A 22,142-nucleotide genomic window follows, 5' to 3' on the forward strand; every position below is an offset into this window, starting at 1 on the left:
TGCCAGACGGGACTGAACGCCCGCTCCGAACCGACGCGACATTGCAACAAAGGCTTTATCTGAGGGTGTGCGTTCTGCTAGGAAAGGGACGTCCTCACACCCCCCTACCGAACGGACACCCGAATGAACTCCCTCGATCTGCAGACCCAACCCGAAGCCCAGAGCGACTACGCAGCCGTCGGAGGTGCACCCGCGGTCACCGCCGTCGTCAACCGGTTCTACGAGCTGGTGCTCGGCGACGACCGACTGCTGAAGCACTTCGAGGGCATCGAGATGGTCCGACTCAAGCGACACCAGGTCGCGCTCGTCTCCCAGGTCATGGGCGGGCCGGTCGCCTACGAGGGACGCGACCTGCGTGCGGCCCACGCGAACATGGGCATCACGGCGGAGGAGTTCGGCGCCGTCGCCGAACACCTGATCGCTGCGCTGACCGAGGCCGGTGTTCCATCCGAGATCGTCGACCGCACCGTGACCGCCGTCGCCGCGACCCAACCCGACATCGTCGAGGTCAGCGCGACGCAAGACTGACGGCGTGGACACCGCTGCGCTGAAGCACACCTGGTCGCTGGCCGAGACGCTCGGCGACGAGGTGCCGCTCTTCTTCTACTCGCACCTCTTCTACACGCACCCCGAGCTCCGGGCGATGTTCCCGGTCGCGATGGCCACCCAACGCGACCGACTCGTCGGCGCGCTCGGGCGCATCGTGTCCAACGTCGATCAACTCGACGAGCTGACCGCGTTCATCGGGCAGCTCGGCCGTGACCACCGCAGGTTCGAGGTCATCGCCGAGCACTACGACGCGGTTGGCCTCTCCCTCCTCACCACGCTGCAGCACTTCCTCGGCGACCTCTGGACCGCAGAGCTCGCCGAGGACTGGGCCGGTGCGTACGGCGTCATCGCGACCGCGATGGTGCAGGCCGCCGAGGAGTCGGAACTGAGCAGTCCGGCCTCCTGGGCGGGTCAGGTCACCGCAGTCGAGCGCCGCAGCATGGACATCGCGATCGTGCATGTGCGCCCCGAACCCGACCTCCCGTTCGAGCCCGGGCAGTCGTTCGCCGTCGAGACGCCGTACGCCCCTCGCTTGTGGCGCTACTTCAGCGCCGCCAACGCGCCGCGGCAGGACGGCACGATCGAGTTCCACGTGCAACTGGTGCCGGGCGGGCAGGTCTCGGGCGCCGTGGTGCGGCGACTGAAGGCCGGTGACGTACTGCGGCTGGGCTCAGCGGTCGGGCAGGAGCTGACGCTCGGCGACGCCGACCGCGGTCGAGACCTCGTCATGGTCGCCGGCGGAACCGGCCTGGCCCCGCTCCGTGCGCATCTGGAACGCATCGACCTGCAGTGGCAGACGACCGGAGACGCCCCGCGCGTGCACCTGTTCCACGGCGCTCGAGTTCCGTGGAACCTGTACGAGAACCGCCTGATGCAGAGCCTGACCGGTCGGCCATGGTTCAGCTATACGCCCGTCGTGTCCGACGACCCGAGCTACCCCGGTCGCAAGGGGTTCGTGAGCGACGCGGTCGTCGAGGCCGGCGTCTCCCCCGGCGCCCTCGCGATGATCTGCGGGTCGCCGTCCATGGTGCGCCACACCGCCTCCCGGCTGCGCGAGCTCGGTGTGCCATCACCCGACATCCGTTTCGAACTGTTCGCCACACTCGATGAGGACGGCCTGCGTGACCCGCAGCCGTCGCCGCTCGTGGAAGAACCGATGGGAAGTGCCCGATGACCACTTGGGACGACGAAGACGAACTCCCGATCCCTCGACCGCCGGAACCCGAAGGCGGCCTCGTCGCCGCCGTCTCGCGTCTGCCCGAGTCGGGTACCGTGAAATTCGCCTCACGCCCGCTCGGCGGGTACGACCGCTCCGAAGTGGACGCGTACGTGGCGGACCTCGCACGCACGATCGGCGAGGTCCGGGCGGCACTCGCCGAGAACCGCCGCGAACACGCCGAGGACCGCCGCGAACTCGCCGAACTCCGTGCAGAGAACACGAAGCTCCGCATCACCGACTCCGCCGAGCTCGAGCGCGAGGTCACGCTGGGTGCCGTCGGTCTGCTCTCGCAGGCACAGGTGATCGCCGACAAGGCGGTCGCCGACGCCGAGGAGTACGCCCGCGATCTCGTGCTCACCGCCCGCACGCAGTATCGCGAGGCACAGGAGCGCACCGCAGCGACCGCAGCTGCCGCGCCGACCGAGCCGGCGACGACGACGGCGAGCATCCCGCTGCCGTCGATGCCCGAGATCGAGTACGTGCGCACCTACGCGCAGGTCGCCCAGATCCAATTGCGCTCGGTGCTCGACGCGCTCACCGAGCAGGTCGATCGCCTCGGCACGCTGCCGCTGCCCGACGCGGCGGAGGTGGCCGAGGTGGCCGAGTCGGCGGTGCATGCGGCGCCCGACGACGAGTTCCCCGACGAGGAACCGGATTGGCTCCCGGCGGTGCCGCCGCAGCCGACGATCCAGCGGCAGACGTACGTCAGTCCGTGATCCCGCCGGACGGCCCGACGACCCCGATCCTCGCTCTCTCGCTGCACGAGCGATGCGAGGCTCCCGGGTCGTCGGGCCCAAGCCCGGAACTCAGCTCGGGTCGGCCCAGCTCCAGATGTCGTCGCCGCGGAGCGTGGCGTCGGCGCCGCCGTCGATGTAGATCGTCTGACCGGTGACGTGCGTGTTCTCCTCGCTCGTGAGCCAGGCGAGCAGCTCGGCGATCACGAGGGCGTCGGAGTGCCCGTTGAGCGGCATCGGCACGGCCGCGTCGACCATCGCCCGACCCTCTTCGGTCGCGAGCAGCGGCGCGGTCATCGGCGTGACGACCGTGCCGGGTGCGACGGCGTTCACGGGAATGCCGGCAGTCGCGTAGCGCGGTGCGATCGACTCGCGGCGCACCCAGCGGCTGAGCGCTCGCTTCGACGACGGGTAGTTGAGGTAGCCGGTCTCTGGCCCCTGCTCGGCGAGCGCCCCGCCGAGCTCGAGCGCCTTGGCCTCGTCGCCCGCGAGCAGCGCCTCGACGAGCGCGGTCGAGTTCGGCTGCAGGCTCGCCATCGAGCTCACTACGGCGATGCGCGGGGCATCCGCCTTCGCGAGCGTCGGGGCGAGGGCGTCGAGGAACTCGGTCACGCCGAAGAAGTTCACGGCCACGGTCAGCGCGATCGGCGCGGAGATGCCGGCCGCCGCGATGACGGCGTCGATCTGCCCGCCGGAGGCCTCGACGACGGCTGCCGCGGCATCCGCTCGGCCCTCGGGCTTCGAGAGGTCGGCGGTGATGTCGGCCCCCTTCAGGTCGACGCCGATGACGCGGTGGCCGCGCTCGGCGAGGAGCGCCGCGGTGGCCGCTCCGATGCCTGATCCTGCTCCGGTGATGACATACGTTCTGCTCATGTCTTCGACGTTACGCCTGCCGACGGCACGCCCGCTCGAAGATCAGATCGACCTGATTTCCGGCTGTGAATCGGCGAGCGGATGCCGCGGCCGACGCCGGGCTCGAGCGCCGGGTCACTGATCGAAGAGAGGTTTCGAGACGGCCGCGAGCGGCCTCCTCAACCCGCGGCTCGCCGGCTCAGGCCCCGACGTACGCGCGCAGGTGCGTGCCCGTGAGCGTCGCGGCATCCGTCGCGGCAGCATCGACGAGGGCCTTGGGGGTGCCCTCGAAGACGATGAGTCCCCCGTCGTGGCCGGCTCCGGGGCCGAGGTCGATGATCCAGTCGGCGTGCGCCATCACGGCCTGGTGGTGCTCGATGACGATGACGGAGTTGCCGTCTTCGACGAGGCGATCGAGCAGGCCGAGCAGCTTGTCGACATCGGCCAGGTGCAGCCCGGTCGTGGGCTCGTCGAGGATGTAGACCGACCCCTTCTTGGCCATCTTGATCGCGAGCTTCAGCCGCTGGCGTTCGCCGCCGGAGAGGGTGTTGAGTGCCTGGCCGATGCCCAGATAGCCGAGCCCGACATCGGAGAGCCGGGTGAGGATCGCCCGCGCCGGCTTCTCCTCGAAGAAGGCGAGCGCGTCGTCGACGGGCAGGTCGAGCACCTCGCTGATGTTCTTGCCGCGCAGCGTGTACTCGAGCACCTCGGCGGTGAATCGCTTGCCGCCGCACTCCTCGCACACGCTCGAGACGGTCGACAGCGGGCCGAGGTCGGTGAACACTCGGCCGAGGCCCTTGCAGGTGGGACACGCGCCGGCCGAGTTCGCACTGAACAGCGCGGGCTTGACCCCGTTGGCCTTCGCGAACGCCGTGCGGATCGTGTCGAGGAGCCCGGTGTAGGTCGCCGGATTCGATCGGCTCGATCCGCGGATCGCCGACTGGTCGACCACGACGACCTCGTCGAGGTTCGCGAGGTTGCCGTGGATGAGCGAGGACTTGCCCGACCCGGCGACACCCGTGACGACCGTGAGCACGCCGAGCGGTACGTCGACGTCGACACCCTTCAGGTTGTGCTGGCGGGCATCCCGGATCGGCAGCGACCGCGACGACTGCCGCACTTCGTCACGCAGTCGCGCCCGGTCGTCGAGATGCCTGCCGGTGATCGTGCCCGAGGAGCGCAGTTCTTCGACGGTGCCGGTGAAGCAGACGGTGCCGCCCGCCGTGCCGGCGCCCGGACCGAGGTCGACGATGTGGTCGGCGATCTCGATGACCTCGGGCTTGTGCTCGACGACGAGCACGGTGTTGCCCTTGTCGCGCAGGTTCACGAGCAGCTCGTTCATGCGCTGGATGTCGTGCGGGTGCAGGCCGACACTCGGTTCGTCGAAGACGTAGGTGATGTCGGTGAGCGCCGAGCCGAGGTGGCGGATCATCTTGACCCGCTGCGCCTCGCCGCCGGAGAGCGTTCCCGATGCCCGATCGAGGCTGAGGTAGCCGAGGCCGATGTCGACGAACGAGTCGGCGAGCGCCCGCAGGTTGGCGATGAGCGGCGCGACCGACGGATCGGTCACCCCGGCCAGCCACTCGGCGAGGTCGGAGACCTGCATCGCCGCGGCATCCGCGATGTTGATGCCGTCGATCCTCGACGACAGGGCGGCCCGGCTGAGGCGGGTGCCGCCGCATTCGGGGCATGTTGTGAACGCGACCGCGCGATCGACGAAGGCGCGGATGTGCGGCTGCATCGCGTCGCGATCCTTCGAGAGCATGCTCTTCTGCACCTTCGGCACGAGACCCTCGTAGGTCATGTTGATGCCGGAGACCTTGACCTTGACCGGCTCCTTGTAGAGCAGGTCGGCGAACTCCTCGTCGGAGTAGTCGCGGATCTTCTTCGCGGGGTCGAGGAAGCCGGACTCCGCGTAGATGCGCACGGACCAGCCGTCGGCGGTGTAGCCGGGGATCGTGATGGCACCCTCGGCGAGGGACTTGTCACGGTCGACGAGCTGGTCGACGTCGATGTCGTTGACCTGCCCCATGCCCTCGCAGCGCGGGCACATGCCGCCGAGCATCGTGAAGCTGTCTTCGAGCTTCTTGCTGTCGGCGCCCTTGTCGATCGTCACGGCGCGACTGCCCGACACGGACGGCACGTTGAACGAGAACGCGTTCGACGAGCCGATGTGCGGGTCGCCGAGCCGGGAGAACAGGATGCGCAGCATCGCGTGCGCATCGGTCACCGTGCCGACGGTCGACCGGGAGTTCGCGCCCATGCGCTCCTGGTCGACGAGGATCGCCGCCGAGACGTTGCGCAGGGTGTCGACGTCGGGCCGGGACGGCGAGCCCATGAACGACTGCACGAAGGACGGGTAGGTCTCGTTGATGAGCCGCTGCGACTCGGCCGCGATCGTGCCGAACACGAGGCTCGACTTGCCGGAGCCCGAGACGCCGGTGAACACCGAGAGCCGGCGCTTCGGGATGTCGAGCGAGACGTCCTTCAGGTTGTTCTCGCGCGCCCCGCGCACCTGGATGAGGTCGTGCCCATCGGCGATGTGTCGGCTGGTGGCGGTCTCCCCCGTGGCGGTCGGGTCGGTGACGGTCTCGTCGGTCGCGGTCATTCGGCTGCTCCCCTCGTCGCGGGCGCGCGCCCGCGACTCACGATTCTGACACGCGGAACCGACATCCGGCAGAGCGGATGCCTCGGCCGACGGATGCCCCGCGCGACGCGACTCTCGTGGAGGTCGGGTCGGCGTTCAGGAGTTCCCGGTCGCACGGCCGATCGACGCGACCAGCAGGCAGACGCCGACGATGATCCACACCGAGCCGATGACAAACATGGTGCCCGGCGTCATGTTCTTGGCAGCGGTTTCCGCACCCCAGCCGCCGGTGATCCGATACATGCGAGCCTGCCACCGTGCGACCCGAACGCGATGACGAATGATGAGGATGCCCGCGACGAACGTCGTGAGGCCGGCGATGAACTGGAACAGCCACACTGTCGACGCCCGGTCCTTCCGCTCGAGGCACGTCATCGGAGAATAGCGGAGGCGACCGCTCTGAGACATCCGTTCACATCGACGTTGACGTACTGTGCAGGCCTATGTAGTGTGGCGCGCATGGTAGACGAGCGCGACCGGCAGACGGGCAAGCTCGAGCAGGACCTGCGCAAGGGCGTGCTCGTGCTCGCCGTGCTCTCGCAGCTGCGCACGCCGCAGTACGGCTACTCGCTGCGACAGGCGCTCGCCGAGCGCGGAATGCCGATCGAAGAGGGCACGCTCTACCCGCTGCTCAGGCGGCTCGAGGGGCAGGGCCTGCTCGTGTCCGAGTGGCGCATCGACGACGGCCCGCCTCGCCGCTATTACGCGCTGAGTCCCGATGGGGCCGACAGCTACCGGGATCTGACCGCGGCCTGGGGGTCGTTGGCCTCGGTCGTCGACCGCCTGCTGAACGAGGAGAGCTGAGATGGACCCGAACGTCATCATCGAGAGCTACGTCGCCGACGTCGTCGGCCGACTCCCCCGGCGTCAGCGTGCCGATGTCGGATTCGAGCTCCGATCACTGCTGCGCGAGGAGCTCGCGGGTCGAGCCGAAGACACCGGTCGCCCCACCGACGAGACCATGGCCATGGCGTTGCTCGGTGCGTTCGGCCGCCCGCAGGACGTCGCCGACCGCTATCGACCGGCGGGCTTCACGATCATCAGGCCTGCGGATGCGCCGAAGTTCGCGTGGATCGCGCTCGGCGGCGTCGCGCTGCAGTGGGCGATCACGCTGCCCGCGGCCTACCTCGACCCGACCATCGCGATCTGGGCGGCCTCCGCCGGTGTCGCGGGCGCGTGGTGGGCTCCCCTGCCCGCCTGGTGGCTCACCTGGGGACTCGGCGCGTTCTGGTGGCCGGGCTTCCTGATCACGATCACGATCATCGCGGCCGCGATCCGCCACCGTCGCAGTGAGAAGGAGTCCCCGGCAGGATCGGCCGCACCGATGGAGTGGGCCGCCGAGCCCGCGCCGGCCGCGACGTCGACTGCAGCGCGACGTATCCCCCCGCACGTGCTCGACCGCGACCGCGTCAACCGCCCGGGACTCGTGCTCGCCCTCGCGTTCTGGATGCTCGGCGCCACCATCCTGATCGCGCTGCCGTGGCTCCCCCAGCTCGCGCCGGGCCTGCCGCAACCCCTGCTCGACGCCTTCGCGTTCGACCCCGAGTTCCTGCAGTGGCGGGCGCCATGGGTGCTCGTGCTCTGGGCGGTGAGCTTCGCCGTCGTCTTCGCGGAACTCGTGGCCGGGCGATCCAACCGGACCACCCGGCTGGTCTCCGTCGTGGGCGATGCCGCCTGGCTCGTGCTGCTCACCTGGTGCCTCGCGGCCGGGCCGATCTTCACGGCGCCCGCCACCGACGAGGTCGTGCGCCTCTGCCTCGTCGGCATCATGGTGATCACGGCGATCGACCTCGTCGTCACACTGCGACGCGGCGTCGCACCGATGCGCGCGCCGGTCGTCGGGCGCTGAGGACACTGCCGCGGCGGGACTCAGTCCGACGCGGCATCCTCGGCCGGGAACCGGAGTGCCAGCGCCGTGCCGATCTCGTGGTGGCGCAGCAGGAAGGCGCGCTCGTCGAGCTTCTTGCGCCGCAGCCACGAGGTGACCTCGTCGTTGGACTTGCTCGCGTTGCACGAACCGCACGCCGGCACGACGTTGCCGATCGTGTAGCGGCCGCCGCGCGAGATGGGCTGCACGCAGTCGCGCTGCAGCGGCCGATCGCTCGCGCCGCAGTAGGCGCAGCCCTGCCACTCGGACGTGAGCGCGGCCCACTGCTCGTCGCTGAGGTCGTGCGTGTGCTGCGCCATGCGACGCTTGCGCCGACGCGCGTAGACCGCGGTACGGGTCCGACTGACCGCCATGGCGTCAGACTAACCCGGGCCGCGCCGAGACGCGGGCCGCCGCGCCCCGTTCAGAGCCGAGGCGTGCGCGGCGGCGGGAAGCGGCGTGCGCCCGTCGCCTCGAACGCCGCGGCGAGCGCGAGCAGGGCCGAGTCGTCGTAGGCGCGTCCGGCGAAGGTGAGGCCCACCGGCATCCGGATGTCGGCCGTGACGCCCATCGGCACCGTGACGGTCGGGATGCCGAGGTGGCGCGGCACGAGGTTGCCGTTGGCGACCCACACGCCGTTGCGCCAGCCGAGATCGGCGGATGCCTCGTTCACGTCCATGTCGGCGGGGCCGATGTCGGCCACCGCCGGGAAGGCGACGGCGTCGAGGCCGAGCCCGTCCATCCACTGCTCGAGGTCGATGCGCCGCGTCTCCTCGAGGCCGCGGAGGCCGGCCTCGAGTTCCGGCATGTCGGCGAAGGATGCGCCCGGGTGCGTGCGCGCCCACTCGGGGTACTCGGCGATGTCGTCGTCGAATCCCGCGTACCGGTCGGGCAGGGTGCCCTCGGGGTGCGGGAAGATGCGCGCGCCGTCGACGTCGGCGAGCGCGTGCAGCGCGGGGTCGCCGTTGGCGTCGAGGAAGTCGTTCCACGCCCAGGCCGAGAGGTCGACGATCTCGCGGCGCAGGTACTCGGGGCCGACGAGGCCGCGGGTCGCGATCGTCGGCGAGCCCGGGCGGTCGCCCTCGTAGTTCGACACGACCGGGAAGTCGACGAGCACGACCTCGGCGCCCGCCGCCTCGAGGTCGCTGCGGGCCGCCTCCCAGAGCTCGATGACCGAGGCCCGGGTCTCGATGCGCTGACCCGTCGCGCCGCCGATGCCCGGCGTGCGGCCGGGCTCGGCGGTGCCGGCCTCGGGGTCGGCGTTCACGTACATGCGCGGCACCCCGATGCGCGCGCCCGCGAGCGGGCGGGAGCCGACCAGTGCCGGGTACGAGGCGGGACGGATCGCGGATGCCGCGGGGACCCCGATCCACGGCTGCACCCGCCAGAAGTCGCCGCGAGTCTCCTCGTCGTCGGCGACGATCACGTCGAGCACCTCGAGGAGGTCGGCCATCGTTCGGGTGTGCGGCACGACGACGTCCATCGTCGGCACGAGCGGCCAGTTGCCGCGCACCGAGATCACGCCGCGCGACGGCGTGTACGCGCAGAGCCCGTTGTTCGAGGCGGGTGCGCGGCCCGACGACCAGGTCTCCTCGCCAAGGCCGAAGGCCGCGAACGAGGCGGCCGTCGCAGTGCCCGAGCCGTTCGAGGAACCCGAGCCGAATGCGGCGGTCAGGTACTCGGCGTTGTACGGGCTCTCGGCCCGGCCGTAGACGCCGCGCTGCATGCCGCCGTTCGCCATCGGCGGCATGTTGGTGAGGCCGATGAGCACGGCTCCCGCGCTGCGCAGGCGCTCGATCGTGAACGCGTCGCGCTGGGCGACGAGGTGCTCGAACGCCGGCGAGCCCGCCGCCGCGGTGAGGCCCTCGGCGAGGTAGCTGTCCTTCGCGGTGTACGGGATGCCGTCGAGCGGTCCGAGGGTTTCACCGCGGGAGCGTCGCGCGTCGGATGCCTCGGCATCAGCCCGGGCGCCGGGGTTCATCACGACGAGCGCGTTCAGTGCGGTCGACGTCTCGGGCCCGTCGAACGCCGCGATGCGCGCGAGGTAGGCATCGAGGAGGCCGACCGAGGTCGCGGCGCCCGACTCGAGCGCGGCGCGAAGCTCGGCGATCGACGCCTCGACGACGTCGAACCCGCTCATCAGCCGACCGCCGGCTGCTGCTGCGTGATGCAGTGGATGCCGCCGCCTCCGGCGAAGATCTGCCGTGCGTCGACCGTCACGGCACGCCGACCGGGGTAGGCCGCCTCGAGGATCTCGCGCGCCGCGGCATCCGCCTCGTCGTCGCCGAAGCCGCACGCGATGACGCCGCCGTTCACGACCAGGTGGTTGACGTAGCTGTAGTCGACGAAGCCCTCGTCGTCGCGGATCACCGCGGGCGCCGGCAGCTCGGTGACCTCGAGGGTGCGGCCCGCGGCATCCGTCGACTCGGCGAGCAGCGCCGCGATCTCACGACCGACCTCGAAGTCGGGGTGCTCGGGGTTGCGCTGCGAGTGCACGAGCACGCGGCCCGGCGAGGTGAGGGTCGCCACGATGTCGACATGTCCGTTCGTGCCGAGCTCGTCGTAGTCGCGGGTGAGGCCGCGCGGCAGCCAGATGGCCGTCGTCGCCCCGATCGTGCGGGCCATCTCGGCCTCGACGCGCCGCTTGTCGGCGTACGGGTTGCGGCGCGGATCGAGCTGCACGGTCTCGGTGAGGAGCACCGTGCCCTCGCCGTCGACGTGGATGCCGCCGCCCTCGTTCACGAGTGCGCTCGAGACGAGCTCGGCACCGACGCGGTCGGCGATGAAGCGGGCGTGCTCGGCCGACTTCTCCCAGCTGGCCCAGCTGGGCGCGCCCCAGCCGTTGAACGTCCAGTCGACCGCACCGAGCACGCCGGGGCGCTCGTCGTCGACGACGAAGGTGGGGCCGTGGTCGCGCATCCAGAACTCGTCGACCGGGCATTCGACGATCTCGACCGCGGGGTCGAGCAGGCGCCGCGCGTTCTCCAGCTCGCTCGGGTCGACAAGGATCGAGACGGGTTCGAACTCGGCGATCGTGTTCGCGACCTCGGCCCATGCGGCGAAGGTGCGCTCGACGCCACCGGGCGTCTCGTCGGCGACGTTGTCGGCGACCGGGAACGCCATCCAGGTGCGCTCGTGGGGTGCGGTCTCGGACGGCATGCGCCAGCTCATCGGTTCCTCCGTGCGTCGCGTCGGTGCGTCGGTCGTGCCGAGCGGCATCCGTCGATTCATATTGATCTAATGATCAATAACTGACCCGACCGTACATAGACTGGGCGCACCATGTCAAGCACGCCACGCAAGCGCGCCGAGCGCAAGACCCCGGCCGAGCGCCGAGCCGAGATCGCCGCCGCAGCGCGGTCGCTCGCACTCGGCGAGGGCCTCGCCGCCGTGACCTTGCGCGCCGTGGCCGCCCGTGCGGGGGTGACACCCGCCCTCGTGGCGCACTACCAGCCGAGCATGGACGCCCTCATCGCCGAGACCTTCGACGCGATCGTCGCCGTCGAGATCGAAGAGGTCGGCGCGCTCCTCGCCGAACGGCGCGACCCGTCCGAACGCCTCTCGGCCCTCATCGGCACCCTGCTCGACGGCTCCCGCGAGGACGTCACCGTGGTCTGGGTCGAGGCCTGGGCGCTCGGCCGGCGCAACGAGTCGCTCGCCGCGAGCGTGCGGCATCGCATGGACGCCTGGCAGTCGGTCATCGTGGGGGTCATCGACGACGGCGTCGAGACCGGCGACTTCGGACCCGTCGATGCGGCAGCCGCCGCGTGGCAGCTCCTCGGTATGATCGACGGCCTCAACGCGCAGGCGCTCGTGCGCTGGGACGGCGCCGGCGAGCGCGACGCACTGACGACCCGGAGCGTCGAAGGCCTGCTGGGGCTCCGCCCCGGCGCGCTCGCCCCGCGCTGATGTCGGCGGCCCCGACTACCGTGGGAGCACGCCGACTCGAAGGAGCCCGATGTACCTGGTTGACGGTTCGGTCGTCACGAGCGCGAGCGACCTGAAGAAGGCGTCCGAGTGCGAGTTCGCGTTCCTCCGCGCGCTCGACGCGAAGCTCGGCCGCATCGAGAAGGTGCCCGACCCCGAAGACGCGATGCTCGAGCGCTCGGGCCGCCTCGGCGACCAGCACGAGTTGCGGGTGCTCGAGGACTACCGCGCCGCACTCGGCGACGGCGTCGTCGAGATCGAACGGCCCGATGTGCGCGACCCCGCCGCAGTCGCCGCCGCCGTCGAGGCGACGCAGGCGGCGTTCGCCGCCGGCGCCGCGGTCGTCTTCCAGGCGACGTTCGCCGACGAGGGCTTCATCGGCTTCGCCGACTTCATCGTGCGCCAGCCCGACGGCCGCTACCTGGTGCAAGACTCCAAGCTCGCGCGCCGGGCTCGGGTCACCGCGCTCCTCCAGCTCGCCGCCTACGCCGAGCAACTCGATCGCACGGGCGTGCCCTGCGCCGACACCGTCGAGCTGCTGCTCGGCGACGGCACCACGAGCGTGCACCGCCTCGACGACATCGCCCCGGTCTACCGCCTCCGCCGCGAGCGGCTCGAGCAGATCGTCGCCGACCGGCTCGCCGACGACGGCCCGGTCGAGTGGGGCGACCCGCGCTACGCACTCGACGGACGCTGCCCCACGTGCGATCTCGAAGTGCAGGCGCATCGCGACGTGCTGCTCGTCGCGGGTCTCCGGGTCACGCAACGAGCCGCCCTGTTCGACGCGGGCATCACGACGATCGACGAGCTCGCGGCATCCTTCGGGCCGGTGCCCGGCGTGCTCGACGCGACGATCGAGAACCTGCGCGTGCAGGCGCGCCTGCAGCTCGAGGCCGAGGGCGCCGAGCTGGCCGCGGATGCTGCGGACCTCCGCTCCCCCGACGACCCGCCACTGCCCCCGCCCGTCGTCGTGCGCGACGCCGCATCGCTCGCCGCGATCCCCGAACCCGACGCCGGTGACCTCTTCTTCGACTTCGAGGGCGACCCGCTCTACACCGAGGGCGCGGCCGACGACTGGGGCCTCGACTACCTCTTCGGCATGGTCGACGACGCGGAGCAGTTCACCCCGCTCTGGGCGCACTCATTCGCCGAGGAGCGCGTGGCGCTCGAGCAGTTCCTCGAGCTCGTGGCGCTGCGCCGGGCGACCCATCCGCACATGCACATCTACCACTACGCGAGCTACGAGCGCACGCACCTGCTCTCGATGGCCGCGCGGCACGGCGTCGGCGAAGCCGCCGTCGACCAGCTGCTCGCCGACGGCGTGTTCGTCGACCTCTACCCGATCGTGAAGCGCGCGGTGCGCGTGGGCAGCCGCTCGTACTCGATCAAGAAGCTCGAGCCGCTCTACATGGGCACCGAGCTGCGCGAGGCCGACGTGAAGTCGGGCGGCGACTCGATCCTCGAGTACGTGCGCGCCCGCGAGCTCGCGGCCACCGGCGAGACCGACCCCGTCACGGGGCTCGTCGGGGCGGCGGCCGCCCAGTACGTGCTCGACGACCTCGCCGACTACAACCGCTACGACTGCGTCTCGACCCTTCGGCTCCGCGACTGGCTGCTCGGGCTCGCCCGCGAAGCCGGGGTCGATCCTGTGCCCGAGTCGCTCATCGTCGAGGCGGCCAGGGCCGCGGGCAAGGTCTACGAGCCCACCCCGCTCGCCGTGCACCTGCAGTCCATCGCGGGCCTGCCCGACGACCCCGATCGCGACGCCGACCACACCGCGATCGCCCTCGCCGCGGCCGCGATCGACTACCACGACCGCGAGGCGAAGAGCTTCTGGTGGTCGCACTACTTCCGCGTCGAGCAGCCCCTCGAGGCGTGGGAGGACCATCGCGACGTGCTCGTCGTCGACCCGGCGAGATCCGCCGTGGTGCAGCGCTGGTACCGCGAAGACCACCACCGCGTCGACCGCCGGCACGTGCTGCTGCGCGGCCGCATCGCGCCCGGGTCGCGCTTCAGCGTCGGCGGCGAGCCGATCGCGCTCTACGAGCCGCCGGCGCCGTTCCCGAGCCACTCGCTGCGGCCCGGTTCGCGGGCATGGCACTCGGTGCGGGTGCTCGAGGTGCTCGACGACGGCGTGCTCGTCGAGGAGACCGCGGTCGCCGGGGTCGCCTGGCACGAGCTGCCCTTCGCCATCGCCCCCGGCACTCCCCCGCAGGCCGGCCGTCAGCAGGGCGCGATCCTCGAGTGGGCGCAGCGCCTCGAACGCGCCTTCCCGCGCTGGTCCGCGAACCCCTCGATCGACGTGCTCCGGCGCATCCCGCCGCGCACGCGCAGCGGCGACGGGCTCGTACCGATCGGCCCCGACCACGACTACGTCGCCGCGGTCACCGCGTCGCTCCGCGACCTCGACGACTCCTACCTCGCGGTGCAGGGCCCGCCCGGCACCGGCAAGACCTACCTCGCCTCCCACGTGATCACCGAGCTCGTCGGCCGGCACGCGTGGAAGATCGGCGTCGTCGCGCAGTCGCACGCCGTCGTCGAGAACGTGCTCGACGCCGTCGTCAGGGCGGGCCTCGATCCCGAGCTCGTCGCGAAGGCGCCCAAAGACGCGAAGGAGCCCGGCGACCACGGGTACACCTTCATCCCGAAGAACGGCGTCGCCGAGTACACGGCCGCGCACGAGACCTCGGGGTACGTCATCGGCGGCACCGCGTGGGACTTCTCGAACGACAACCGGGTGCCGCGCGGCTCGCTCGACCTGCTCGTCATCGACGAGGCCGGCCAGTTCTCGCTCGCCTCGACCATCGCCTCGGCGGTCGGCGCGCGCAACCTGCTGCTGCTCGGCGACCCGCAGCAGCTGCCGCAGGTGAGCCAGGGCAACCATCCCGAGCCGATCGACACCTCGGCTCTCGGCTGGATCACCGACGGCCACGACGTGCTGCCCGCCGAGTTCGGCTACTTCCTCGCCGAGAGCCGGCGCATGCACCCCGCAGTGGCCGGGCCGGTGTCGCGCCTCTCGTACGAGGGCGAGCTGCACTCGCACGACGTCGCATCGCATCGTTCGCTCGACGGCGTCGCGCCGGGCCTCACGGCCCTGCCGATCGAACACGTCGGCAACACGACGTCCTCGCCCGAAGAGGCGCTCGCGGCCGTCGACCTGGCTCGCTCGCTGCTCGGTCGCGGCTGGGTCGAGGAGGCCGCTGCTGGCGAGGCGACGGATGCCGCGGCATCCGCTCGCCCGCTGACGCAGCGCGACCTCATCGTCGTGACGCCCTACAACGCCCAGCTCACGGTCGTGCGCGCCGCGCTCGACGCGGCCGGCCTCACCGAGGTGCCGGTCGGCACGGTCGACAAGTTCCAGGGCCAGGAGGCGGCCGTCGCGATCGTGTCGCTCGCCGCGTCCTCGGCGGCGGCGGCGCCGCGCGGCGTGGAGTTCCTGCTGCTGAAGAACCGCCTGAACGTGGCGATCTCACGGGCGAAGTGGGCGGCGTACCTGCTCTACTCGCCCGGGTTGCTCGACGCCCTGCCGTACACGCCCGACGGCGTTGCCCAGCTCAGCGCGTTCATCAGGCTCGTCGGAGTCCCGACGGCCGTCCCCGTGCACAGCTGACCGTCGACTCCACGCCGCCGAGTGCCGACTCAGTCGCCGAAGTCGAGCCGGGTGCCGCCGATGCGGTCGGCGCTCAGCCGAACCACGACCCGGCCCTCGGCGACGGCCTCGGCGAAGAACGCGGTGGGGTCGACCGGCCGCAGCTCCGGTGCCAGCATCCCGAGCAGTTCGCGCCCGACCTCGTCGCCCGGTTCCTCGGACGGCGCAGTCACCTCGGCCCGACCTTCGAGCGTCGCGTACGACCAGGCGTCGTCGCCCGAGACGTGCAGCGTCGCTCGGGGATCGTGCCGGAGGTGAACGGCCTTCAGGCGGGTGGCGGTCGTCGAGAAGCGAGCGATCCGCTCCGGGGTGTTCCAGGCGTACAGCATGGTCGTGAGGTGCGGCTGACCGTCGCGCTTGAGCGTGGCGAGCACCCCGAACTGCTGTGCGGCGAGCAGCTCCGATGCTTCGGCCTCGGTGAGTGGGACGGGTCCGGCGTTCTTCGTCATGGTGTTCCGAACCGGCCAGGCGACGCCCGCATTCCGCCGGCGTCACACACCGCCCGACGGCATCGCACCCGGCGCCGGCGTGCGCCGACCGCTGCCGCTCTCGTCACCCGGCGAGCTTCGCCACGATCCCGTCGACGCGACGCTGTCGGGTCTCGGCCGCCTTCGCGCCCTCGACGGCCGTGACGTGCGCCTTCCTCGCGCTCGGCGAGAGCGCGTCGAAGGCCGCTCGCACCCCGGCGGCATCGAGAGCGGCCGAGAGATCGGCCGGCACCTCGACCGTGCGCGGCGCCGTGTCGACCTCGAGGTCGACGACGATCGGATCGCCGCCGCCGATGCCCGTCGCCGCACGTTTGTCGGAGCTGAACGAGATCATGAACCGGCCGCCCATGACCGCGACGGTGCTGCGGTACTCGTAGCCGTTCACGACCACGACGACCGGCGGCTTCTTGCCCGCCCCGAGTGCGTCGATCACCCCGGGTGGCACCTCGATGCCGGTGTTGTTGCCGACCTGGGACATCCTCGTCTCGAATCGCATGCGCTCGAGTCTGCCACGTTCCACGCATGAAGCTCCGTCTGAACTCTCCCCTCACGCGCGCGACGGCTGACCCTGTGGAGAACTTCCGCATGACGGCTCTTGTGGAGGATGAGTCCGACAGAAAGCGCAGTTCAACGGACATTTCTCAGCGATCCGGATGTCGGTGGGTGGCGGCAGAATCGAAGTATGGCACGCATCCACGACGCACTCGACGAGGTCGGGGCGATGCTTGCCGTGGCGTTCCCGGGCGACGTGCCGCGCGGTCTGGGTGACGACGAACTGCTGCTCACCGCGGGTGCGCTCGAGGCCCTCGGCCGATTGGTCGACGCGCAGCGCACGGTCGTCGCCGGCGAAGTCGCCGAACGCAGCCGGGTCGAGCTCGGCACCGATCGGCTCTCGGCGCGCAAGGGCTGCCGCTCAGCCGTCGAACTGCTCGAACGGGTCACGCAGATCTCAGGCGCCGAGGCGCGTCGCAGAATGACGGTCGGCAGCGCGACCCGCTCGCGCACCGCGTTCACGGGTGAGCCGCTCGTCGCGGAGCATCCGCATGTCGCGGCCGCCCTGTCCACCGGTGATCTCGGACTCGATACCGCATACACGATCGTGCACGAGCTCGGCCGCACCCGCACGGTCGCCGACCCGGCCAGCTTCGACGCGGCAGAACGCGCCCTCGTCGACCAGGCGGTCGGTGCAGGCGACGGCGCGCCGATTCGCTGCACGGCCGACGAGGTGACCGTGCAGGCCCGCGCCTGGGCGGCATTCCTCGACCAAGACGGGCCCGAACCCGACGACGAACGGGCCATGCGACGCCGCGGGGTCCGACTCGGCCGCTCTCGCGACGGACTCGTCGCCATGTCGGGCGAGCTGCTGCCCGAGATCGCGGCGAAGCTGAAGCGACTCTTCGACGCGCATCTGTCGCCGCGCAGCGGCGGCGGGTTCCTCACCGACGAACAACGAGCCGACCTCGCGGTGCAGGCCGAGACCCGCACGACCGATCAGCAACGACACGATGCCCTCGCCGCGATCATCGACACCGCCGCCCGCTCCGGCGAACACCCCAGCATCGGCGGGGCGGCGCCGACGGTGCTCGTCAGCGTCCGGGCCGCCGACCTCGAGGCCGGCCGCGGCGCCGCCCACGCCGACGGCATCGAAACCCCGATCACCCTCCGAGCCGCACGCCACATGATCTGCACCGGCGGCATCCAGGCCGTGGTGCTCGACGATGCCGGCCGCATCCTCCACCTCGGCTCGCCCGAGCGCTGCTTCACCCCGCACCAGCGGCGCGCGATCACCCTCCGCGACGGCGGATGCCTCATCCCCGGCTGCAGCGTTCCCGCCGCCTGGTGCGAAATCCACCACGTCGTGCCCGACGCTCACGGCGGCCCGACCCACACCGACAACGGCGTGCTCCTCTGCTGGTTCCATCACCGCTCGATCGACACCTCAGGATGGGGCATCCGCATGAGCAGAGGTACGCCCCAAATCCGCCCACCAATCTGGCTCGACCCCAACGGCGACTGGAGACCCGTGACGACCTCGCCGACCAGACTCGCCGACCTCCACGACCTGAACGACCGGCACGACCTGAACGACCGGCACGACCTGAACGACCGGCACGACCTGAACGACCGGCGCGACCTGAACGACCGGCGCGACCTGAACGACCGGCGCGACCTGAACGACCGGCGCGACCTGAACGACCTGAACGACCGGCGCGACCTGAACGACCGGCGCGACCTGAACGACCGGCGCGACCGGCGCGACCTGCGACAGGATCGGCGCGACTCGGCGTAGGAGTGCGCGACGTGGAGGGCCGACGTGGAGAGCTCCCCTTCGGACTGCCCTGACACGGCGCAGAAGACAGGCGCGGGTTCGGAACGGTTGCGGCGCAGGTTCCGGAACGACGCGAGCACGGGTACCGGTAGGAGGTGGTGCAGCTTCCGGCACGACGGGCCCGGGAATATTCCACAGGGTACCCACGTAGGTTATTGGTATGACTTCCCCTGCCACGGACCTCAACCCCGCCCGCGTCACGATGTACGGCGCCGAGTGGTGCAGCGACTGCCGCCGCTCGAAGGCCCTGCTCGACCGCCGCGGCGTCGAGTACGACTACGTCGACCTCGAGGTCGTCGTCGACGGCGCCGACCGAGCTAAGGCGATCAGCGGCCGCACGCAGATCCCCGTGGTCGTCTTCCCCGACGGTACGCACTTCACCGAGCCGACCGACGCCGAGCTCGCAGCGAAGCTCGACGAGGCCATCGCGGCATAGGCGACCGTCGCCGTGTGAGCAGGGCATGAGCGATCGGCCGCTGGGCGTTCGGATCGCGTAACAAACGAGCGATGGCGGCCCGGCCCGGCGTAGAACTGAGTCATGCCTCCGACCACCGGCCCGACTGCGGGTCTCGGACACCGACTCAGCACTCCCGCGACGGCGGGCGGCCGATGACGCTCACGCGCATCCTGCCGACGCTGCGGCGTTCGATCCCCGACCCCATCTCGATGGACCGGTGGCCGGAGGCGACCAGTGTCTCGACCACCGACGTCTCCGTGGGCGGCGTCTCGCTCCTGCGCCTCGCCGAACTGTGCGGCACGCCGGCGGTGCACGTCGGCCGCGCCGTCGAGCCCGGCACCGGCGGCCGGCTGCCGTCGACCACGATGCACACCGGCGTCGTCGTCGTGCGGGTGCTCGAGGCATCCGCTCGCCACGAAGGCGGGTGCGCCATCGCGATCGACGCCGACCTCTCCGAGCTCGACCCGGCCTGGACCGAGGCGCGGCTCATCGGGCGCGCATCGGTGGCGCGGGCCGTGCCGACGACGCTCACGGCCCAGTCGAGCGGATGCCTCGCGCCCGTGCCGATCGCACTGCCCGGCGACCTCTGCATCGGCGACCTGCTCGCGCTGCCCTACGCCGCCGTCACCGACGACGCCGGCATCGCCCGCCCGGCGAGCGGCTGGGCCGACGGCCGAGAACCAGCGCCCGCCTACCGCAGCGCGGGGATGACCTCGGCCGCGAAGAGCTCGAGCCCCGAGCGGTCGTAGGCCGCCTCGGGGAAGTAGTGGATCGCGTAGCCGAGGCCGAACTCGCGGCGCTCGGCGAGCTTGGCCGCCACCTGTGCTGGGGTGCCGACCGCGGCATTCGGCGAGTGGAAGTCGGCGATGTACGTCGCGGTCTTCTCGGGCCCGAGGAAGGGCGCGACCCGCGCCTCGATGACGGCCAGGCGCCGCGCGACATCCGCTTCGTCGAGGCCGACGACCGTGTGGAAGTTCGACGATCGCGTGATGGCCTCGAAGTCGGTGCCGAGGTTCTCGCAGTGCGCGCGCAGGACCTCGCTCTTGTGTGCGAACTCCTCGGGGGTGCCGGTGAAGTTCGTGTACGACGCGTACTTCGCCGCGATGCGGAGGGTCACCTTCTCGCCGCCGCCTGCGATCCAGAACGGGATGCCGCCGGGCTGCACCGGTTGCGGCTGCACGACCGCGCCGTCGACTTGGTAGTAGGCGCCGTCGAGCGTCGCGCTGCCGGTCGTCCACGCCTGGTGCATGATTTCGACGCCCTCGCGGAGACGGCCGAGACGTTCGGGGATCGAGGGGAAGCCGTAGCCGTAGGCCCGCCACTCGTGCTCGTACCAGCCGCCGCCGATGCCCATCTCGACGCGACCGCCCGACACGATGTCGACCGTCGCAGCGACCTTCGCGAGGTAGGCGGGGTTGCGGTAGCTCATGCACGTGCACATCTGGCCGAGCCGCACGCGTGAGGTCGACGCGGCGTAGGCCGCCATGAGGCTCCACGCCTCATGCGTCGCCTCGGTCGCCGACGGGGTCGGCACGGTGTGGAAGTGGTCGTAGACCCAGATCGACTCCCATGCCGAATCGGGGGCATCGGCGTACTCGGCGAGCGAGCGCATCGTCTGCCAATGCTCGGCCGGCTCGATGCCGACGAGATCGTGACGCCAACCCTGGGGAACGAACATTCCGAATCGCATGCGTTCCACCATATGGGCGGTCGCTGCCGCTGCCGCGCCACCCCGCAGCTCATGCGCCTCGGGGGCACCCCGCCCGTCGGCCTCAGCGCCAGCACTGAGGACGACTCAGCTTCAAGTCGTTAGATTCAGCGGAATGAACGGACTGCAGCACTGCGAATACTCTGCCGCCGACTTCCGCGCGACCGTCATCGAGACCACTGACACCCGACTGATCCACGTCACCGGCTACGGCCTCTGCGCGAGCCCCGGCTGGACCCTCGAACTCGTCGCCGCGAACCCCGGCGTCGTGCCCCACCCCGAGAGCCTCTGGCTCGAGATCCGCGAGACCCCGCCGTCGAGCGACGCACCCGCCCGCGTCCTCACCGAAGCCGGCGTCGAGGCCATGATCGAAGACGCCCACGCGAAGCAGGTCGTCATCCGGTTCCGCTGGCGCGAGGGCTTCGTGCTTCCGCTCCGCGAGCGCATGGGCGCCCTGCGCTGAGTGAGCGGATGTCCCGGCGCGCAACGTGAGCGCCGGGGCATCCGCTCGCCGTCTACGCCAGTGCGAACCTCAGTTCGGCCATCGCGGGCCCCGACCAGACCGTGCCGTCGAGGTCGTCGCTGCGCACGGTGACGACCTTGCCGCCCTTCGACATGACGAGCAGCGCGAGCTGCGGCAGCAGGTCGCCGGCGTGCGTGCCGTCGCTGAGCTGCTCGTCGGCGCCGTGCCCGCTCGCGAACTCGATGGCACCCGACTCACGGTCGAGCGTGCCGTTCACGGAGGTCGTGAAGTCGAACCAGAACACCTCGACGGCGCCGTCGGCCGCCTCCCGGGCGATCGCAGCGAGGTCGCGCTCGACGCGCCCGGCCGTGCCCTCGGTGAGCTCTCGAAGCGCACCGTCGGCCTCGGCGACGTTCAGCCTGCCGAGCTGCACGCGCAGCGCCACGTCGATCTCGGCGGCACCGAGCCGGTCGGGCGCCCCGGGCACGGCGACGATGCGCCGCCCGTTGCGGATGCGGTCGATGAAGAGGCTGAGCATCGGCTCGGCCGCGAAGACGAAGAGCGGCACGTGGTCGTCGGGGTCGCGCTGCATGAGCTCGTGGCGGGTGGCGTCGGCGACGCGCTTCGCGTAGAGCTCGGAGAAGGCCTTGCGTCGCTCGTCGCCGCTCACGCCGCGGTCGCCGTGCTTGCCGCCGCGCGGCTTGTCGTCGTTCTCGGGGTCGCGGTTGATCGCGTCGTCGAGGCTCTTGTCATGCGACTCGTCGACGTCGAGGCGCACCGCACGATCGGTCGGCGTCGCGTGCCACAGCGACCATTCGTTTGCGGACAGGGTGATCGCGAACGCCTCCTGATCCTGGCTCGGCGCCCGCAGCAGCTGGCCGAGGGTGAAGTGCGAGCCGACGTGCACGGCGTCGTCGAGACGGTTGGGCAGCACGAAGACCTCGTTGAACCCCGGGGCGACGAAGATCGCGATCGACCGGGCGAGGCCGGCCCAGATCTGCTGATCGCCGATCACGGCGTCGCGCTCGCGGCGCAGCGCCTCGAGCTCGGCGCTCGGAGCGCCCGACGCCTTCACCTGTTCGATCGCCTCGTCGAACGAGCTCTTCACGGCGACCTCGGCGCGCTCCCGTTCGCTCACGACCGGCGAGGTCGAGGCGTAGATGGTGATCGACGGGTGATGGGCCCCGGCGAGCGCGGTGAAGTCGGCTGCGGTGGGCAATTGGTAATGAACGGTCATCGTTCCTCCCCCAGGT

21 protein-coding genes are annotated in these 22,142 nt (G+C 71.0%); 11 read left to right on the top strand and 10 right to left on the bottom strand.

Translation table 11 applies throughout. The annotated features are described in order from the left end of the window. Positions 1-123 precede the first annotated feature (123 nt). The 3 genes from ASE14_RS09100 to ASE14_RS09110 are packed head-to-tail and all read left to right on the top strand — an operon-like array spanning position 124 to position 2,484. Complete coding sequence (locus tag ASE14_RS09100; protein ID WP_056653781.1) at positions 124-528, top strand: group 1 truncated hemoglobin; 405 nt, start codon at positions 124-126, stop codon at positions 526-528. 4 nt (positions 529-532) lie between these two features. Continuing rightward, positions 533-1,723, top strand: a complete 1,191-nt coding sequence (locus tag ASE14_RS09105) for a globin domain-containing protein (protein ID WP_056653784.1) — start codon at positions 533-535, stop codon at positions 1,721-1,723. Then, on the top strand, positions 1,720-2,484 hold the full coding sequence (locus ASE14_RS09110) for a DivIVA domain-containing protein (protein ID WP_056653787.1): 765 nt from the start codon (positions 1,720-1,722) through the stop codon (positions 2,482-2,484). Before ASE14_RS09105 ends, ASE14_RS09110 begins: the two co-directional genes overlap by 4 nt. A gap of 90 nt (positions 2,485-2,574) precedes the next feature. Here ASE14_RS09110 and ASE14_RS09115 read toward each other — a convergent pair whose 3' ends face one another. The 3 genes from ASE14_RS09115 to ASE14_RS09125 form a co-directional block, all read right to left on the bottom strand. Beyond that, complete coding sequence (locus ASE14_RS09115) at positions 2,575-3,375, bottom strand: SDR family oxidoreductase (protein ID WP_056653790.1); 801 nt, start codon at positions 3,373-3,375, stop codon at positions 2,575-2,577. Between the two features lie 178 nt (positions 3,376-3,553). Further along, on the bottom strand, positions 3,554-5,962 hold the full coding sequence (locus tag ASE14_RS09120; protein ID WP_082600395.1) for an excinuclease ABC subunit UvrA: 2,409 nt from the start codon (positions 5,960-5,962) through the stop codon (positions 3,554-3,556). 135 nt (positions 5,963-6,097) lie between these two features. Beyond that, on the bottom strand, positions 6,098-6,340 hold the full coding sequence (locus ASE14_RS09125; RefSeq protein WP_056653793.1) for a hypothetical protein: 243 nt from the start codon (positions 6,338-6,340) through the stop codon (positions 6,098-6,100). Between the two features lie 120 nt (positions 6,341-6,460). Here ASE14_RS09125 and ASE14_RS09130 point away from each other — a divergent pair, with 120 nt between their 5' ends. Both ASE14_RS09130 and ASE14_RS09135 read left to right on the top strand, forming a co-directional pair. Continuing rightward, the gene (locus tag ASE14_RS09130) at positions 6,461-6,805 is read left to right on the top strand and encodes a PadR family transcriptional regulator (protein ID WP_056653796.1); all 345 of its coding nucleotides are present in this window, start codon (positions 6,461-6,463) and stop codon (positions 6,803-6,805) included. 1 nt (position 6,806) lies between these two features. Beyond that, positions 6,807-7,850, top strand: coding sequence for a hypothetical protein (locus tag ASE14_RS09135; RefSeq protein ID WP_056653798.1), 1,044 nt, complete (start codon positions 6,807-6,809; stop codon positions 7,848-7,850). Positions 7,851-7,870: 20 nt separating this feature from the next. On the opposite strand, the gene ASE14_RS09140 is transcribed toward ASE14_RS09135, so the two are convergent. From ASE14_RS09140 to ASE14_RS09150, 3 genes are read right to left on the bottom strand one after another with little or no spacing between them, the layout of a single operon-like run. Then, positions 7,871-8,242 (bottom strand): HNH endonuclease, encoded by a 372-nt coding sequence (locus ASE14_RS09140; protein WP_157372902.1) that lies wholly within the window; start codon positions 8,240-8,242, stop codon positions 7,871-7,873. 50 nt (positions 8,243-8,292) lie between these two features. Then, a complete protein-coding gene (locus tag ASE14_RS09145) occupies positions 8,293-10,008 on the bottom strand; it encodes an amidase (protein ID WP_056653800.1) in 1,716 nt (571 codons plus the stop codon). Beyond that, positions 10,008-11,039, bottom strand: a complete 1,032-nt coding sequence (locus ASE14_RS09150; RefSeq protein ID WP_056656070.1) for an agmatine/peptidylarginine deiminase — start codon at positions 11,037-11,039, stop codon at positions 10,008-10,010. The genes ASE14_RS09145 and ASE14_RS09150 overlap by 1 nt, the downstream gene beginning before the upstream one ends. Before the next feature lie 111 nt (positions 11,040-11,150). Here ASE14_RS09150 and ASE14_RS09155 point away from each other — a divergent pair, with 111 nt between their 5' ends. Next, positions 11,151-11,777: a TetR/AcrR family transcriptional regulator gene (locus tag ASE14_RS09155; RefSeq protein WP_056653803.1), complete on the top strand. Its 627-nt coding sequence runs from the start codon at positions 11,151-11,153 to the stop codon at positions 11,775-11,777. A 49-nt stretch (positions 11,778-11,826) separates the two neighbouring features. After that, positions 11,827-15,405 carry a bifunctional RecB family nuclease/DEAD/DEAH box helicase gene (locus ASE14_RS09160; protein WP_056653806.1) on the top strand — a complete coding sequence of 1,193 codons (3,579 nt, stop codon included), beginning with the start codon at positions 11,827-11,829 and terminating at the stop codon, positions 15,403-15,405. Positions 15,406-15,434: 29 nt separating this feature from the next. Here the strand turns inward: ASE14_RS09160 and ASE14_RS09165 are convergent, their stop codons facing one another. Next, positions 15,435-15,893: a PPOX class F420-dependent oxidoreductase gene (locus ASE14_RS09165; protein ID WP_056653809.1), complete on the bottom strand. Its 459-nt coding sequence runs from the start codon at positions 15,891-15,893 to the stop codon at positions 15,435-15,437. A gap of 103 nt (positions 15,894-15,996) precedes the next feature. Further along, positions 15,997-16,428 (bottom strand): YdeI/OmpD-associated family protein, encoded by a 432-nt coding sequence (locus ASE14_RS09170; protein WP_056653811.1) that lies wholly within the window; start codon positions 16,426-16,428, stop codon positions 15,997-15,999. A 186-nt stretch (positions 16,429-16,614) separates the two neighbouring features. Here ASE14_RS09170 and ASE14_RS09175 point away from each other — a divergent pair, with 186 nt between their 5' ends. From ASE14_RS09175 to ASE14_RS09185, 3 genes are all read left to right on the top strand, one after another. Then, complete coding sequence (locus tag ASE14_RS09175) at positions 16,615-18,222, top strand: HNH endonuclease signature motif containing protein (RefSeq protein ID WP_056653814.1); 1,608 nt, start codon at positions 16,615-16,617, stop codon at positions 18,220-18,222. 199 nt (positions 18,223-18,421) lie between these two features. Next, positions 18,422-18,697: a glutaredoxin domain-containing protein gene (locus ASE14_RS09180; RefSeq protein WP_056653817.1), complete on the top strand. Its 276-nt coding sequence runs from the start codon at positions 18,422-18,424 to the stop codon at positions 18,695-18,697. A 173-nt stretch (positions 18,698-18,870) separates the two neighbouring features. Next, positions 18,871-19,467 (top strand): hypothetical protein, encoded by a 597-nt coding sequence (locus ASE14_RS09185; RefSeq protein WP_056653819.1) that lies wholly within the window; start codon positions 18,871-18,873, stop codon positions 19,465-19,467. On the opposite strand, the gene ASE14_RS09190 is transcribed toward ASE14_RS09185, so the two are convergent. Beyond that, complete coding sequence (locus ASE14_RS09190; RefSeq protein ID WP_056656072.1) at positions 19,410-20,408, bottom strand: LLM class F420-dependent oxidoreductase; 999 nt, start codon at positions 20,406-20,408, stop codon at positions 19,410-19,412. The genes ASE14_RS09185 and ASE14_RS09190 overlap by 58 nt on opposite strands. Positions 20,409-20,541: 133 nt before the next feature. Here ASE14_RS09190 and ASE14_RS09195 point away from each other — a divergent pair, with 133 nt between their 5' ends. After that, entirely contained in the window at positions 20,542-20,889 is a 348-nt protein-coding gene (locus ASE14_RS09195) for a hypothetical protein (RefSeq protein ID WP_056653821.1), read from the top strand. Between the two features lie 52 nt (positions 20,890-20,941). Here ASE14_RS09195 and ASE14_RS09200 read toward each other — a convergent pair whose 3' ends face one another. After that, the gene (locus ASE14_RS09200; RefSeq protein WP_157372903.1) at positions 20,942-22,126 is read right to left on the bottom strand and encodes a hypothetical protein; all 1,185 of its coding nucleotides are present in this window, start codon (positions 22,124-22,126) and stop codon (positions 20,942-20,944) included. Between the last annotated feature and the right edge of the window lie 16 nt (positions 22,127-22,142).

Source organism: Agromyces sp. Root81, from assembly GCF_001429165.1.
GTDB lineage: Bacteria > Actinomycetota > Actinomycetes > Actinomycetales > Microbacteriaceae > Agromyces.